Source organism: Flavobacterium crocinum, from assembly GCF_003122385.1.
Lineage (GTDB): Bacteria > Bacteroidota > Bacteroidia > Flavobacteriales > Flavobacteriaceae > Flavobacterium > Flavobacterium crocinum.
The window spans coordinates 4,483,717-4,499,540 of sequence record NZ_CP029255.1; the positions used below are offsets into that span (position 1 = coordinate 4,483,717).

Sequence of the window (15,824 nt, forward strand, 5' to 3'; positions counted from 1 at the left end):
TGTTTATGCTTGTTTAGTTTGTTTTTTGTTTGGTTTTGGTCTTGTTTTTTATTTCAATCTATTTCAAAGTAACATCCAGATAAACCGAATGGCGTCCGTATGTATTATAAAATGGTTTAAATTGAATTCCGTCAACAACAAATTCTAATTTCTCCGGATCCCCTTTTATTGATTTACTTAAATCTTTAGCATCTAAAGTTATTTTTCGCCATTCTTTAAGCGGTTCTGTTTCCTGAGCCGCCAATAAAACCGGCCCATAAAATAAGCTGGCAATATTCTGCTGATCCATTACAGGATCTAAATGAAATTGAAACGGCATACGTAATTCAATTTTGTCTCCGTCTTTCCATTTACGATTTAAGGTAAGATAACTGCCTGGAACCACTTTTACTTTGACCTCTTTTCCATTTACTTTTACAAAAAATCCTTTCGTTGCCCAATGTGGTACGCGTACATTTAAATCAAATTTTCCTTCTCCTTTGATCGTTAATTGTGTATGATCTTCATTTGGAAAAGAAGTCGTCTGTTCTATCGTTACATTTTTTTCTTTCCATTTTACTGTTGATGGAACATATAAATTAACATATAAAGCATGATTGTCAATGCTTTTAAAATAAATTGAATTCTGCAATTTGGTGCTGCTTTCCAGAGCTGTTCCATTACAGCAGGTAAAACCATCCATTTTTGGATTACCAAATTGTTTTATTGAACCTGGTCGCAAAGGAACATGGTAGGTATTGGCTGGTGTATTCTCTGCTACCGAAGCCAAAATATGATTGTATAAACCTCTTTCATAATAATCCATATATTCCGCACGCTGATCGTAAAGGAATAAACCGCTGGTCAATTTCAGCATATTGTAAGTCGCACAAGTTTCGTTTTGCCCGCCTGCAGAAAATCCGTTCTCGTAAATTGTTGAGGGCTGACTGATAAAACATTCTGCATTGGCAGGATTACTTGCTCCGGCAACGCCTCCAATACTGTACATATAATCGTTTGTAGTTTTATACCAGAAATTGTCAGCAATACGGTAATAATCAGGCGCTTTGGAATCGTGATACATTTCAAGAGCACCTACAATCTGCGGAATATGCTGATTGGCATGCAAACCTCGAAAAGTATCTACATTTTTTGCTAATCCGTTGGAATGTTTAGCATCACCATAAAATACTTTTATGTTATCAAATAGTTGAGCAACTTCAAGATATTGTTTCTCATTGGTTATTCGGTAAAGACGTGCCATCACTTCATTCATTCCACCAAATTCTCCGGCAATATATCTGTTCCACATGCTGATAAGCGTTTCATTAGGCAGTTTTTTCATTCTAGCATAAACCCAATCTCCCATTCCTTTGGATATTTCGAGCGCTTTCTCATTACCGCTTACTTCGTAAACATCTAATAAACCAGCCAAAATTTTATGTAAAGTGTAATAGGGTGCCCAAATCTGAGTTTTCTGCCCTCCGTAATTGGCTCCTTTTTCCAGCATTATAAATTGATCCGGTGGATAAGCACTGATAAAACCTTTTCCCCAATTCCAGTAATCGGTACGAATTCCTTCTGTACTTAAATCAGAATCATAAGCTGTTTTACCTGGGCCAAAAGGAACTGCCGTAGGATCTGATACTGAAACTCCTCCAGCTGTTTGGGGTTTTCCGGACATTTGAGCCAAATCATAAAGCGTATCGACCAGATAATTCATTTTTTTTGCGAAATCTTCGTGTAACGCACTGTCATATCCTGTACTTGCATACGCCTGAGCAATTGCCGTTAAATAATGACCTGTTGCATGACCACGTAATTTAGTATCCTGTGTATCCCAAACCCCTAAAGCTTCTGCATTTTCTGGTTGTTTTTGTCCGAAAGCGTTGCGAAACATATATAAGAAAGAATCAGGATTTGTCGCTGCAAGTGTTTTAATGAACTTCTCTCTATTCTCAATAAATTTTGTGTCATGTCCATGAGAATCTGAGTTTAAAGCTACTTCATCTAATTCGAAAGTTTTCAGTTTAAGTTCCGGTGGTGCAGCTTCTTTCGTCGCTTGTACTGTGACAACTGCTTTAGGTTTTAGATCTGTACCTGCCACTATTCCTGTCACAGTATATTGTCCTGCTTTTAGCACAGAACTGTTATCTGTTGCTGCCGGCCAAATTACTTTAACTTCTGGGCCTTCAATTCCGTTAGCATATATTCCTTTTAAAGTTCCGGGTAATCTGGGAAGGTCTCCAACTACAGTCTGTACTTTGATATCTGAAACGCCCGTTAGATATTGATTATACAATTGAGGAGTTGTCGCAGGATATTTTGGCAGATCGCCTGTTGGCTGTTCCGGTTCCTCTTCTTCTGCTTCATTTTTGAAAGAATTATGATAAATTTTTCCGATCTGTTTTTCTGTCAAAGGAACTCGGTAGATTCTAAAATCATGCAATTTGGCTTTTAAATAAGAATCTTCGGGCGAAATTGATTTACCAATATTCAACACATTATTTTTTGAAGTATTAGAATCAAATAATTGGTCTAGTTTTAATTTCGTAATTTTAGTCGTACCTGTTAAAACACCATTTACATAAGTATTTAAAGACTTTGATGGAATATCAATTACAACTACCAAATGAACCCATTTATTAATTTCTAAAACAGGTCCGTCTATTTTATACTTCTCTCCTGCTGTCGTAATTTCTGTTTGTAGATTGTTTTTTTCTTTATTCCCTGTCGGAGCAACAAAAAAATGGGTTTTATTATTTTTTCCAAAATCAAAAAAATGCTGATTTCGCTGATCAGAAAGCAAATAAATCCATCCCGAAATACTTAATGATTCTTCGTTTGCAAATACATTTCCCGGAATCGTAACATAAGCATTAGCGGACAGAGAAAGTACTTTTCCGAACTGAGAATCATTTTCAAATTTCATTTTTGACTCTACTATTGTACCATGTAAATTATTTCGGGACCAATCTTTTACATTACCATCAAAGACATAACGCGCAATCAATTCTGTTTCGCCAATACCATCCAAAATCTGATCTCCACCTTGTGCCCGTAAAGATGTTGTACTTATGGATCCAAAACTCAACAGGGTAAATAGTAATAGTCCAGGTATTTTCATATTCAAAAAAATTTAATTTTTAGTTTTAGCTTTAAGAAGAATTAAAATGCCTGAAAAACATTTTAATTGTGTAAAATATACATTTATCAAAAATAGCCAATAATTCTTAGCTATCTGAATATTTTGACAATTGTAAAATTAGAAGCAATAAGCCTATTTATACAACTATATTTTATCCGAAGCCAATACTATATTATCTTAAACCAAACATTTTAATAGTTTTACAGAATAATTCCAATATCAAATCTCGCCTATATTAATTAAAGGATATCATTTTGGATAATTTATAATACTCCGAATAATATAGTATCAGTTTATAATAATATTTGTACTTACGGGCTATTCTATTTTAATATAATTTTGTAAGTGAACCCAAAAACACAAGTATTAAAACATTAAAAATCAAAAGTATATAAATAGAGTTCCTAGATATTTTACCTGAAAAACACGGACACTTTTCATTATTATTTTAATTATTTAAAAACATGAATAGTAATAAAACCTTCATAGTCCTATTTTTTCTAATAGCTATTTTTTCCTGTTCTGAAAAGCAGCATGATTCTGGTTTAGTAACTGCTGATTTAAGTACCTTGACAAAAGATTTTGATAAAGTAGTTATTAGAATGTGGGGCTATCCATTTCTTGGAGATTCGATTACAACTTCTGATACCATTAAAGCAAAGGATGGAAAATTCAGTTATCCCTTCAAAGTAAAAGAAGCTAAAATTGCTTGTTTTATTTTATTTAAAGGCAATAAAAAAAAGGCAGAACTCGGCTTTAAAAATAGAGACGAAAATGGTAAAACTAATTTTGGTGATGTTTATTTAGGGAACGAAAACATAGTTATTTCCGGTGTTAAAGAAACTCCCGTGCAGTCTAATAAAAGCATTCCTTTCAAATATTATCTTGTTAAAATTGAAGGTTCTAATGAAGCAGACCTAAGAATGAGAATAATGAATGGTGAAAATTTTACTTCTGCTGAAAGTATAAAATCCAATCCGGGCACTTATGCCGTTTTGCATCAACTCTTTATTGTTAAAGATCAATATTCTTTAAATCATTTGAGAAAATTGTCCTCATTATTTTCAGATGATCTCAAAAAATCTATTTCTTATTCGAAATTACAAGACTACATTACAAAAAGAGAAGAACTGGAAAAATATGGTTATACAAAAGATTTCAATTTTGTAGATACAAACGGAAAGAACTACTCTTTTGAAGATATTAAAAATGGTAAATCGATGACGCTTCTTATTTTCTGGGCAAGTTGGTGCGGACCATGTCGACAAGAAATTCCGGAACTTAAAAAGCTTTATCATAAGTACAAAGACGAAATCAGTATGGTAAGTTTAAGTATTGATCATGACTATAAAAGCTGGAAAATGGAAGTTGAAAAAGAAAATATGCCCTGGCCGAATCTCTCGCAACTACCCGTAAAACCTAATGGCATAAAAGAAAAATACAACATTAATGCAGTTCCAACTTTAATCTTACTGGATGAAAATGACAAAGTGTTGTTAAATTCAATTAATAATTTATCGGAAATAGAAAAAACAATCAATTCTAAATTGAAAAAATAGTAGGCGCACCAAATAAAGTGCGTTAATTTCCTATCAAACTTTTAATAAGATGTATAAAAAGTCATTATGACATAAAACAATACTCTAAAAAAAACTGCCCGGCTCATTGAAAATGAACCGGGCAGTACTATAAAAACTATTTACGTAAGATGATTTTTTTAGAAGTTGTCTTGCCATCAGTTTTAACCTGAAGTAAATAAATTCCCTGTGTAAAACTTCTAAGGTCAAGTTGTTTCTCTGTACCTTCAAAAATACTTTCAAGCAGCTGCTGTCCCAGGATATTAAACAAACGGATTTCAGACTGCATATTACTCTCCAGTTTTAAATTTAATATTCCTTCTGTCGGGTTAGGATATACAATTAATTGATCAGAGCTCTTAATTTGGTCAATATCTTTCACATCGAGCATTCCTGAACAAGCAGATGTATGCTGAATATCATCAATCCATAACGTCATTGTATTGGCGGTATTATTTTGTTTGACCACAATGGCATCTAAGGTTACAGAGGCTCCTCCTATCTTTCCATTTCCTGTTGTAATGGTAGTTCCTACAGCAGTAGGTAAAAACCATTCATAATAATTCCAGTTTCCATTATTAATAATGGTTAACGGAGGCAGTTCCTCCAAACCATCGGTATCATCAATCCAGGCTGTAATAGTCGCTCCTGTGTTCGCAGTACTTGTTTTTAGCCAAAACCCGAAATACCCCTGATTTCCTGTAAAGACCTGATTGTTAGCTGGAGTTCCTCCTCCGGAAAGTAGTCGAACGACCCAGTTTGCATTTGAAGTTGTATTATCATTTAATACTGCTCTTAAACTCCCTGTTCCGTTTTTAAAATTATCCGTTACTCTTGCTAATGTTGATGTTGTTGCAATTCCGGTAGTGGAACCCGAAGCTGTTGGAGCACTCGTAAATCTTCCTGCAGAAGTTTCGAAAGTTTCCAGAATCGTCCTCACACTTGTTCCCACACAAATTGATGTTGTATACGTACTGCTTCCGCAAGCGTTTGTTGCTGTCAGTGTAATGATTTTAGAACCTGCAGTACTAAAATTTACTGTTGGGCTTGCATCTGTGCTGGAAGCCGGAATACCATCAGAAAAAGTCCAGGCATAAGTAGCCTCACCTGTAGTGGTATTTGTAAAAGTCATGCTTTCGCCAACAGCCAGCTGTGCAGAAGGCGTGGTAAAAGATGCTGTAATAGGCTGTGCAGCATTTACACTAACTGCATTTGGCAATGTTTTAGTGCTTGGCCCCACTGCGTTAGTTGCTGTTAACACCACATTATAAGTTCCGGCAGTCTGATAGGTTACAACCGGACTTTCAGCAGTACTTGTATCGGGAGTTCCTCCCGGAAATGACCAGCTGTATGATGTGGCATTTAAAGAAGCATTTGTATAAGTTACCGTCTGACCCGCACATATTGCAGCAGATACAGGAGTAAAAGAAATTACAGGAGACGCATCTAGCGGCAGACAGTCTACAAAGTGAAAACGCACAGCATCTGCCACCACAATACCTGAAGTACCGTCAGTTCTAATTACTACCTTATTGTCTGTCCCGGCACTAAAATTGTAAGTTCCCAGTGAAACCCATGTTCCGTTATTAATCTGCTGATTTACTGAAACAGTCGACGTTCCTCCTTCGTGAATAATATCTACAGGTACATTATTGGCGCGATTGCTTCCAGCAATATGATTGATAAAAACTTCATATCTTGCTCTTCTGGTAATAGATGGAACAAATGACGCCGTTTTAGTTCCTTTTCCTTCGTTGTTATCTTGTAAATAATTTGTTCCCACAAAACCTGCTACTTCAGAGGTTGATGCCCAATTACCCTGAAGTAATGCATCCGAATTATCAATAGTAATAGTAGTTGAAGCCGGTACAGTACAATTTACACTCTTTGGAGTAAAACTTACAGGAACTGAATAACTGGAAGTTCCCGTTGCAGCACTGTAACTTCTTATCGTGTAATAATAAGTTGTGCCTCCGGTAGCAGCCTCATAAACACCCCCATTGGCCTGATCCCAGATATAATTCTTAACAGTATGAACTATATCATTTACAACGACCGTTGCATTTGGCGTTAAATCGGTCGTAAATCCATTTGTTTGGGTCCATCCCTGCGGAGATTTCGCAACCTGAATAGTATAATCACCTTCTGCAAGATTACAGCTCCAGGAGAAATGTACCGGAGACTCCACATACAATTCTCCTTCTGTGGGACTTACAGCTACCGGAATTATAGGAATCCCACTAATCTTAATAGCTGTCGTATTTGCACTTTCATTATTATTTTTATCTAATGCTGTAACCAAAAAATAATGATTTGATTCCGTTAAATGAGCTCCCGTTAGAGTAAGTTCAGTCGTATTGACAATATCCAGAACTTTTGTTCCATCTTGTTTCATATTAGGAATATCTTCTTGTGAAGGGAATGCGTATATAACGTATTTTATGGCAAGATCACCATCACCTGCAGCAGTTGGGGCGTTCCATTTTAAAAGATTTCCTTCAAGCCTGATATTGGTCGGTTCAAGCGGACAGATATTATCTTTCCACGGCATCGAAGGTGGAAAAGATTTATACTTATACTGATTATTCTGGAGGGCTGTCGTAATCCCTTTTTCGTTGCTTATTATATAACGTGCCGAATAAGAAGTCTGTCCGAAGGTATTGGTCATAGTTGCAATACGGTTCTGATCAATCTGATTCTGAATTTCTGAAGCCGGCCAGTTCTGAGAAGATGAACTCGGTAGACGGTCATATCCCTGACTAACATACAAGTGTCTACCATAAGTTGCTGCCTGGTCATTCCACCATTGAGAAAGTTTAACATAATCCTGAGAGCCACCGATCTTCCAGTACAATTGTGGAGAAATAAAATCTACTTTGCCATTTTGTAGCCAGTTGATTGGATCACAATATAATGCACTATAAGAGGAGTTTCCCGTAATTCCGGCCGGAACACCACTTTTCCAGATACCAAAAGGAGCAACACCGAAAACAACATTTTTATTAGAAGCAGTATTGATAATCTGCAGAGCATCATAAACACCAGCAATCATCCTATTTACATTATCCCTGCGCCAGTCATTAATATCGTTAATGCCATCAGGATTATTATTGGTAAACGTTTCGGCATCCTGATTATTGGCCATTCCCTGATCTGGGTAAAAATAGTCGTCAAAAACAATTCCGTCAACATCGTATCTGGAAGCAATATCCTGGACAATGCTTATAATATAATTTCGTACTTCAGGCAAACCCGGATTCAAAATTTTAAGATTCGAATTATTTGAAGCTGTAAAAACCCAGGAGGGATGCAGTTTTGAAACGTGATTGGCCGCTAAAGGATATGTTCCGACAGCTGCGCGATATGGATTTAGCCATGCATGCAGATCTAGGCCTCTTTTCCTGCATTCAGTGATGGCAAAAGTAAGAGGATCCCAGGAAGGATTTGGAGCTGTTCCCTGAGCGCCAGTCAGCCAATACGACCAGGGCTCTATTGCTGATTCGTAAAGAGCGTCACATTCAGGTCTAACCTGAAAATAAACCGTATTGATTCCGCTGAGCGCTAATTTGTCTAAAATTGTAATCAGCTCTGCCTGTTGCACTGCAGGAGCAGCAGCTCTGTTACTAGGCCAGTCTAAGTTATAGACGGAAGTCAAATAAGTACCTCTCAGATCAGCTTTTGGATTAGCATTTAATTCAGGGCCATTATTAGAACATCCCAACGGGATATTAGTCCCCTGGCTTAAAACAAAGCCGTTAAAAATGATGAAAAAGAACAAATTGAGTAATTTCTGCTTCATAAATACAGTGGTTTTGGATTAGTTATCGTAAATATATTACAAATAAAAACGCAAAAACACGCAAAACAAAAATCAACTTAAACAAAATAATGCTAACCAAACCTTACTTAATTGCAAAATACCGCAAAAATAGTAGATTCACAAGCATTATTAAATATAAAAAACCATCCCAATTTAATATTTAAAAAATTTAAAAAAATATTTTTTTTTTTTAAAGAATAAAACTACAAATAAAAACAAAAACAATCCTTATTTTTAATACCCTTTATCAGTTGCTTTATAAAAGCAAGAAAAAAATAGCTTCTAAATTTTATAAAATCGAGCACGTAAAACATGCAAAATAACGCAAAAAATTAAATCTTTATCAATAAACAACTCCTTCGTAACCATCAACTATAGTTGTAAGAAAAACTGTTTTTTATTTGGAAGATTTGACAAATGTAAAATTAGAGTTTAATTTAGCCTCAAACTACTTATAATATAGCAACGTAGTTTAAATTGTAAAAACAAGACAACTCATGAATCACATTGACAATAAATATAGAATTGAAAATGCTAAGAAATCATTATTAGGTGTATCAATTGGAGATGCGTTTGGTGATAGTTTTTTTGGCGATTTAGACAAAATTTCTGAAAGTATCTATTTAAGACAAATACCTGAAACCACATGGGAATTTACTGACGATACAGTAATGTCTATTGCTGTTTTTGAGGAATTAGAAAGAAATGGAGATATAGATCAGGAAAGCTTGCTAAAAAGATTTTGTATCAATCACGATTTAGATACAAACAGAGGTTATGGTGCAACATTGAGAAGGCTATTAAGAGATATACAAAGCGGTGAGAACTGGCAGGAAGTATCAAAAAAAGCATTTGAAGGACAAGGTTCAATGGGAAATGGAGCTGCAATGAGAGTTTGTCCAATTGGTGCTTACTATTTCGACAATCTACAAAAAGTGAAAGAATTATCAATAAAATCAGCTGAAATTACGCATTCAAATATTGAAGCAATTACAGGTGCTATTGCAATTGCAATTGGTACTGCATTAACAACTCAAATGAAGTTTGATAAGTTTATATTGACACCAAATGATTTTATAGATAAAATTTTAAAAGAATTACCGGATAGTGATACAAAATCGAAGATATCAAAATCCAAAAGTGTATCCTATGATTATCATATTGAAACTGTAAGATCTATTTTGGGTAATGGTATAAATATGACTGCTCAGGATACAGTACCTTTTGCAATCTGGTGTACAGCCCATCACTTACAAAATTTTGAAGAGGGGCTCTGGAAAGCAGTATCTATTTTAGGCGATAGAGATACTATCTGCGCAATTGTGGGCGGAATGTCCATAATGTCATCAGATGTGATAAATATTCCTTCTTCCTGGACAAATTCTGTTGAAAATATTGACAAAAGTCTATTTAGAAGAAATGAATAATTTGATTAACAATCATTAAAATCATTGAACTGAAACAAAATTTATCAAACCACAAAAAAGAAGAGAAATTTAGATTTCTCTTCTTTTAATTTTTAGTTTTAATCAGAACAACATCCTATTAAATACTTTTCCTGTAATCTTTATCTTATTAGATCACTTAAAACTAACTAACAAAAGCATTTTAAGGCTTATTTAAAGAAAAAGAAAAAAAAAAGACGAACTGCTTTGTAACACTACTTACAGCTGTTATAAAATAAATAACATTGTATCTAACTACTTTTATCAGTTTACGGATCCGATTTCAATGCTTCCTTTTCTGAGCCCTTTACCGGTTACTTCCAATTGAATTGTACCGGCAGTTTTAATTGATTTAACCAAAACCACCAGTTTTCCACTGAAAAGCTTCATTTTATTGTGATGAAATATTTCCAATGATGTAGCGTCTCCATTACAAGCTGCTCTGTAAGTTCCAGCTCCAGTAACTTTAAATTCCAGTTCATTGACTGCCGTCGGACATGGAATTCCATTTTTATCTACCACCGAAACCGTAACAAAAGAAATATCATCTCCATCAGCTTTGATCGTTTTACGATCTGCTTCTAGCACAATTCGATAGGGATCTCCAGCCGTTCTAACCTCATTTTCCGCTGCTATTTTCCCATTTGAATCAAATGCCACGACTTTTATGGTTCCAGGTTCATATTTTATATCATTCCACATCAATCTGTAACGGTTCTGCGGCGTTGAATTGTTTTTTTTCCGAACTCCCATACTTTTTCCATTTACAAAAAGTTCAGCACTTTCGTAATTGGTGTAAACAAAAACAGGAGTTACTTCGCCTTCTCTTTCTTTCCAATTCCAGTGTGGCAATATATGCAGCGTTTTATCTTTTGTATTCCATCTGCTTCTGTAAAGGTAAAAACGGTCTTTAGGAAGTCCCGCTAAATCTGAAATTCCAAAATAAGAACTTCTAGAAGGCCATTTTTCATCGTAAGGTGTTGGTTCTCCTAAATAGTCAAATCCAGTCCAGACAAATTCTCCAATAACCCAAGGTTTATCGTCCTGAAGCACAAAATCTTCATCAGGAACATTGGACCAGCTGCAGGCTTCCAAATCATAAGAAGAACTTTGAAAATCATCGTATTCTTTATTTTTTGCCTGAACGACAGGAAATTTATAAATTCCTCTTGAACTTACTGTCGAAGCCGTTTCAGAACCTAATATAAGTCCTTGTGGAAATGTTTTATACGCTTCTTCGTAAAGATGTACTCTATAATTTAATCCCGGAATATCGAGCAAAGCTCCAAATCCAGATTCCATAGTTGCTTTTACCTGATCCATACCAACAGTCACGGGTCTTGTAGGATCTTCACGGTGAAAAATGTCCTGCAACCATCTGGCACGTTTTACTCCTTCAGCTCCCCATTGATCTGGAACTTCATTTCCGGAACTCCACATTACAATACAAGGATGATTTCTTGTCGCTCTTACTAAATTCACAATGTCTTTTTCGGCATATTCTTGAAAAAAGCGATGATAGCCATTTTTTACTTTTGGCTTTGCCCATTCATCAAAACTTTCTGCCAGAAACATAAAGCCCATTTCATCAGCCAGTTCCAATTGTTCAAAAGAAGGCATGTTATGAGAGCTTCTAATTGCGTTGCATCCCATATCTTTTAAAATGGTCAACTGTCTTTTAAGCGCCGCTTTATTTACAGCCGCACCAAGAGGCCCTAGATCATGATGAAGACAAACTCCTTTAAATTTCGTTACTTTACCATTAAGACTAAATCCTTTATGGGCTTCGTATTTAATAAACCGGATACCAAACTTTATATTTTGTTCGTCTTTTAAAGTTCCATCCGCAGCATATAATTTAGTTACCGCTGTATACAAATAAGGCGTTTCAGGACTCCACAAATGAGGTTTGGCAACCTCAATTATTTGATGGAATTTTTGATCCTTCATTTCTCCACCTTTTTGTGTAGCTACAACATTGTTGTCTGCATCTTTTATTTGAGTAATCATCGACATATTACTGCCTTGAAATTCGGCTTTAACATCGATAACAGCATTCTCTCCTTTCATTTCCGGCGTCGTAATAAAAGTTCCCCACTGAACAAAATTTTCCTCTTCTTTTATAACAATGCTAACATTTCTATAAAGTCCCGCTCCCGGATACCATCTTGAAGAAAATGGCATATTAGTCAATTTAACTGCCAATAGATTTTCTGAACCTGCTCTAAGATCATTCGTAATATCAATATAAAAATAGCTGTATCCATAACCCCATTCTCCAATTTTTTTTCCATTTAAGTAAACTTGCGGTTCACTCATAGCGCCCTCAAAAATAAGAAGTGCTTTTTTTCCTTTTTTAAACTCAGGAATAGAGAAAGTATTACGGTACCAGCCCGTTCCAATATGCGGAAGTGCTCCAGTACGACCTGTTTTTTCTGTTGGAATTTTTTCTCCGTTTTGTTCAATTGCCGAAACCTGTTTATCCCATTCTTTGTCAAAAGGTCCGTAAATAGCCCAATCGTGAGGCACGCTGACTTTTTCCCATTTAGAAGTATCGAAATCTATAGAAAAAGCATCTTCTTTTACGGCTGCAGAAAAGCGCCAGTTATCTTCTAAAATAACTGTGCTGGATTGTGACATCATCTTTCCAGATGAAAAAATCAGTACAAATGAGAAAAATATTGATTTTAAAACTAATTTCATTTTTATTAGTGTTCTTTAACCATTAAAACTTAGACTTATCAGGACTTTTATTTTCTTTATTTTTGAAAGTATGTAATACAAAATAGCGATTTCTTTAAGAAGCCAAATATCTATAGTAAAATTACATACTCATAAATGTCAAATCATCCACATAACAAAAAGCTCCAGCTTTTCCATCAGCCAAAAAACCAATCTCTACCTTTCCTCCTTTTACAATGATGTTCGAAATGGTTATGGTTTTCCACACTGCGTTTTCTTCTTTAATGGAATAGAAAAATCTTTTGTTACCACTGACAGCATACATTTCTAAATTCTTAAAATCGGTGCTGTTTTTTATTTTGGCAGAAAGCGTATAAACACCGTCTTTCAGTTTTACGAATGGCGAAGAAGCAATAGTTTGAAAAATCTTTCTTTTAAAATCTATTTTATCACTGATTTCGAGACTTTTCTCTCCAATTACCGTTTTTCGTTCTTCTTCGGTATTAAAATGATTTAAAACAGGCGAAATCGAATCCAACGAAATCTTATTTCCCTTAATAACTTCAGAAAACCAGCCCGTCAGCTGAATCTGAACAGGTTTTACAGGACTCGGAATATGTCTGCGGTCAGCTTCAAAGCTTGCATTTTTAATGTAGTTATTATCTTTTGCTACTTCCCATTTTCCTGTTTTTTCTTCCAGATTCCATGAATTCAGCGAATTAAAATAAGGTGTTGTTCCTTCAAACGAAATTGGACACCATTGGTTATAGCCCAATCCGTTTCCTGCAAAATTGGCCCAGCGGTCACCGCAATAGACTATCGTTTCCTGTTTGCTTCCTTTTACAGAAAAGAAAAAACCAGTTTGTGAGATGTGTGCAAAATCGTCTTCTGTCCCTTTCATTACCTGCATCTCGTTTGTCGGAACATAAGGCCCGCGAATATTGTCTGACACCAAATAATAAGCAAAAGAGGCGTCCCAGCCATAAATATTGGACGCAAACATATAATATTTGTTTTTGTATTTAAACATACAGTTTCCCTCACGGCTTTCGCCTTTAAAAACTTCTGTACAGTCCAAAAGATTTATTTTTTCATCTTTGATACCAATTTCAGAAACATAGATTTTATTTCGCCCTCTTCCGTAAGAATAGATTAAATAAGATTTCCCCGTATCTTCATCTGTAAAAACAGTCTGATCACCCGTGTTGCTCGTTCCAATCATTTTTTCCATATTGATTTTCTGATGCCATTCAAACTGAGCTGTCGGCGAGTCCGAAAGTGTAATCAGTACTTCTTTGTCGTGCTGTACAAATAAGGCATATTTTTTCCACTCTTTGATATAAGCAACTCCCAAACGTCCAACCCAGGTTTTTCCGTTTTCATTTACTTTTTCTTTGGTCAAAACATCCCCTTCAAAAGTCCAGTTGACTAAATCTGTTGAGCTGTAGCAGGTTACCGCCTTAAAAGTTGATGTTGGCAGTGTAACAGCAGGATTATTGCGATAAACATCTGCTTCTTCATATTGCACGCCATACCAATAATATTTTTGGATACCGCTTATTGGATCTGTAAATTTAAAAATACCACCACCCTGACTGTAAATAGGTTTTCCATCTTTGGTTTTCCAAAAAGAGTCATTTTTAATATTCAATAATTGCGCTTCAACAACAGAACCGTTAAAGCAGCATATAAAAACTAAAAGTATTTTGAACAGAAGGGTATTGATATTCATCTTTCTAAAATTTAAATCAGTTTTGAGCACTAAAGTTTTTCACATTTTCATGAATGGATTTTTCTCCCTGAACATTCTGAGCCGTTACATTTTTAAGAAAAACATTTTCGACCGGAAGTTCTTTCTGCGCCAAAATTCTTGAAATAAATTTGACGTTTGTAGCTTTTACATTTTCAAGATAAACGTCTTGAATCGGTGTAAGTCTTCTTTCGATTGTTGGAACTAAATTTCGCCATTGGTATAAAACATCGGTTTCAATTCCGAGAATCCCTTCGTCAATTTTTCCTGAAGTTATATTGGTCATGTGAATATTCTTTACATAACCGCCTCTGCGTTCATTGGTTTTAATGAATAAAAGATGATTGAGTTTTGCTCCATCTACAACGGTGCAATTATCAATAAAAACATTTTCGATACCACCCGAAAGTTCACTTCCAATAGCAACTAGTTGATGACCGTTTTTGACAGTGCAGTTTCGCATTACAATATTTTTTGAAGGCGTGTTCAATCTCCAGGCATCTTGATTACTTCCAGATTTAATCGCAATCGCATCGTCTCCTTGGTCAAAAACACAATTTTCTATCAAAACATTCTGACTCATTTCAGGATCTACACCATCGTTATTATGTCCGTGAGCGTAAACATTCAAATTTCGAAGTACCACATCTTTAGACAAAAAAGGATGAATCGTCCAAAACGGACTGTTGGTAATCGTCACACCTTCCATCAAAATATTTTCGCATCTATTAAACTGAATAAACTGTGGACGAAAATTTGCAGTATCGTTTACCATCTGTCTTTCTTTCATGGGTTTATTGTAAGAAGCCAAATAATATAATCTCTTCAGGCTTTCCATATGCGCTTTGGGTCTTGCAAACCATTGTTTCCAAACATCCATTTTTGCTTTTAATTCACCTTCTCCCGTAATAGCTATATTTTTACATTGATACGCATAAATCAAAGGCGAATAATTATAACATTCATAACCTTCCCAAGTCGAACGTACGGCTGGCAGGTAATCTTTTGGGTTTTCTGAAAAAAGCAAAACTGCCCCTTTTTTTAAATGCAGGTTTACATTGCTTTTAAAATGAATTTTCTTTGTTAACCATTCTCCTTCCGGAATAACCACTGTTCCGCCACCCGATTTGCTGGCCTTAGCAATAGCTTTACTGATTGCCTCAGAAGTTTTATTCAAATCTCCCGCAACAGCACCAAAATCTGTAATCAAAAATTCTTTACAGTTGCTGAAATCAGGAATTTTTATCACTGGCATTTCAAAAGGTGCTTTTACAGTCACTTCTTTTAAGGTTACGCCCGAATAGTTTTTCTTAAACGATAAAAAAACAAACGAAAACACTAAAGCCGTAAAAAGTATTATTTTTTTCATGATTGAATTGATTTTAATCTTATGAATTTCTATTCTTTCTAAAATTAACTTTCA

At 35.3% G+C, this 15,824-nt stretch carries 7 protein-coding genes; 2 read left to right on the plus strand and 5 right to left on the minus strand.

All coding sequences use genetic code 11. The features are described from left to right. Window positions 1-58: 58 nt before the first annotated feature. Window positions 59-3,106, minus strand: coding sequence for a beta-L-arabinofuranosidase domain-containing protein (locus HYN56_RS19575; protein ID WP_109193723.1), 3,048 nt, complete (start codon window positions 3,104-3,106; stop codon window positions 59-61). Window positions 3,107-3,591: 485 nt separating this feature from the next. On the opposite strand from HYN56_RS19575, the gene HYN56_RS19580 reads away from it, so the two are divergent. Further along, window positions 3,592-4,686, plus strand: a complete 1,095-nt coding sequence (locus HYN56_RS19580; protein WP_109193724.1) for a TlpA family protein disulfide reductase — start codon at window positions 3,592-3,594, stop codon at window positions 4,684-4,686. A gap of 136 nt (window positions 4,687-4,822) precedes the next feature. Here the strand turns inward: HYN56_RS19580 and HYN56_RS19585 are convergent, their stop codons facing one another. Then, entirely contained in the window at window positions 4,823-8,503 is a 3,681-nt protein-coding gene (locus HYN56_RS19585; RefSeq protein WP_109193725.1) for a family 10 glycosylhydrolase, read from the minus strand. A gap of 518 nt (window positions 8,504-9,021) precedes the next feature. Between HYN56_RS19585 and HYN56_RS19590 the strand changes: the two genes are divergently transcribed. Beyond that, window positions 9,022-9,951 (plus strand): ADP-ribosylglycohydrolase family protein, encoded by a 930-nt coding sequence (locus tag HYN56_RS19590; RefSeq protein ID WP_109193726.1) that lies wholly within the window; start codon window positions 9,022-9,024, stop codon window positions 9,949-9,951. Window positions 9,952-10,233: 282 nt separating this feature from the next. Here HYN56_RS19590 and HYN56_RS19595 read toward each other — a convergent pair whose 3' ends face one another. The 3 genes from HYN56_RS19595 to HYN56_RS19605 all read right to left on the minus strand — a co-directional run bounded on the left by HYN56_RS19595 (window position 10,234) and on the right by HYN56_RS19605 (window position 15,770). Next, window positions 10,234-12,672: a DUF4982 domain-containing protein gene (locus HYN56_RS19595; protein WP_109193727.1), complete on the minus strand. Its 2,439-nt coding sequence runs from the start codon at window positions 12,670-12,672 to the stop codon at window positions 10,234-10,236. 121 nt (window positions 12,673-12,793) lie between these two features. After that, on the minus strand, window positions 12,794-14,383 hold the full coding sequence (locus HYN56_RS19600) for a family 43 glycosylhydrolase (protein ID WP_109193728.1): 1,590 nt from the start codon (window positions 14,381-14,383) through the stop codon (window positions 12,794-12,796). Between the two features lie 16 nt (window positions 14,384-14,399). Next, window positions 14,400-15,770 (minus strand): glycoside hydrolase family 28 protein, encoded by a 1,371-nt coding sequence (locus tag HYN56_RS19605; RefSeq protein WP_109193729.1) that lies wholly within the window; start codon window positions 15,768-15,770, stop codon window positions 14,400-14,402. Window positions 15,771-15,824 lie beyond the last annotated feature (54 nt).

Excerpts from the sequence above, each read along its gene's own strand:
- HYN56_RS19600 (WP_109193728.1), bottom strand. The coding sequence starts at position 14,383 with ATGAATATCAATACCCTTCTGTTCAAAATACTTTTAGTTTTTATATGC.
- HYN56_RS19590 (WP_109193726.1), top strand. The coding sequence starts at position 9,022 with ATGAATCACATTGACAATAAATATAGAATTGAAAATGCTAAGAAATCA.
- HYN56_RS19580 (WP_109193724.1), top strand. The coding sequence starts at position 3,592 with ATGAATAGTAATAAAACCTTCATAGTCCTATTTTTTCTAATAGCTATT.
- HYN56_RS19595 (WP_109193727.1), bottom strand. The coding sequence starts at position 12,672 with ATGAAATTAGTTTTAAAATCAATATTTTTCTCATTTGTACTGATTTTT.
- HYN56_RS19585 (WP_109193725.1), bottom strand. The coding sequence starts at position 8,503 with ATGAAGCAGAAATTACTCAATTTGTTCTTTTTCATCATTTTTAACGGC.
- HYN56_RS19605 (WP_109193729.1), bottom strand. The coding sequence starts at position 15,770 with ATGAAAAAAATAATACTTTTTACGGCTTTAGTGTTTTCGTTTGTTTTT.
- HYN56_RS19575 (WP_109193723.1), bottom strand. The coding sequence starts at position 3,106 with ATGAAAATACCTGGACTATTACTATTTACCCTGTTGAGTTTTGGATCC.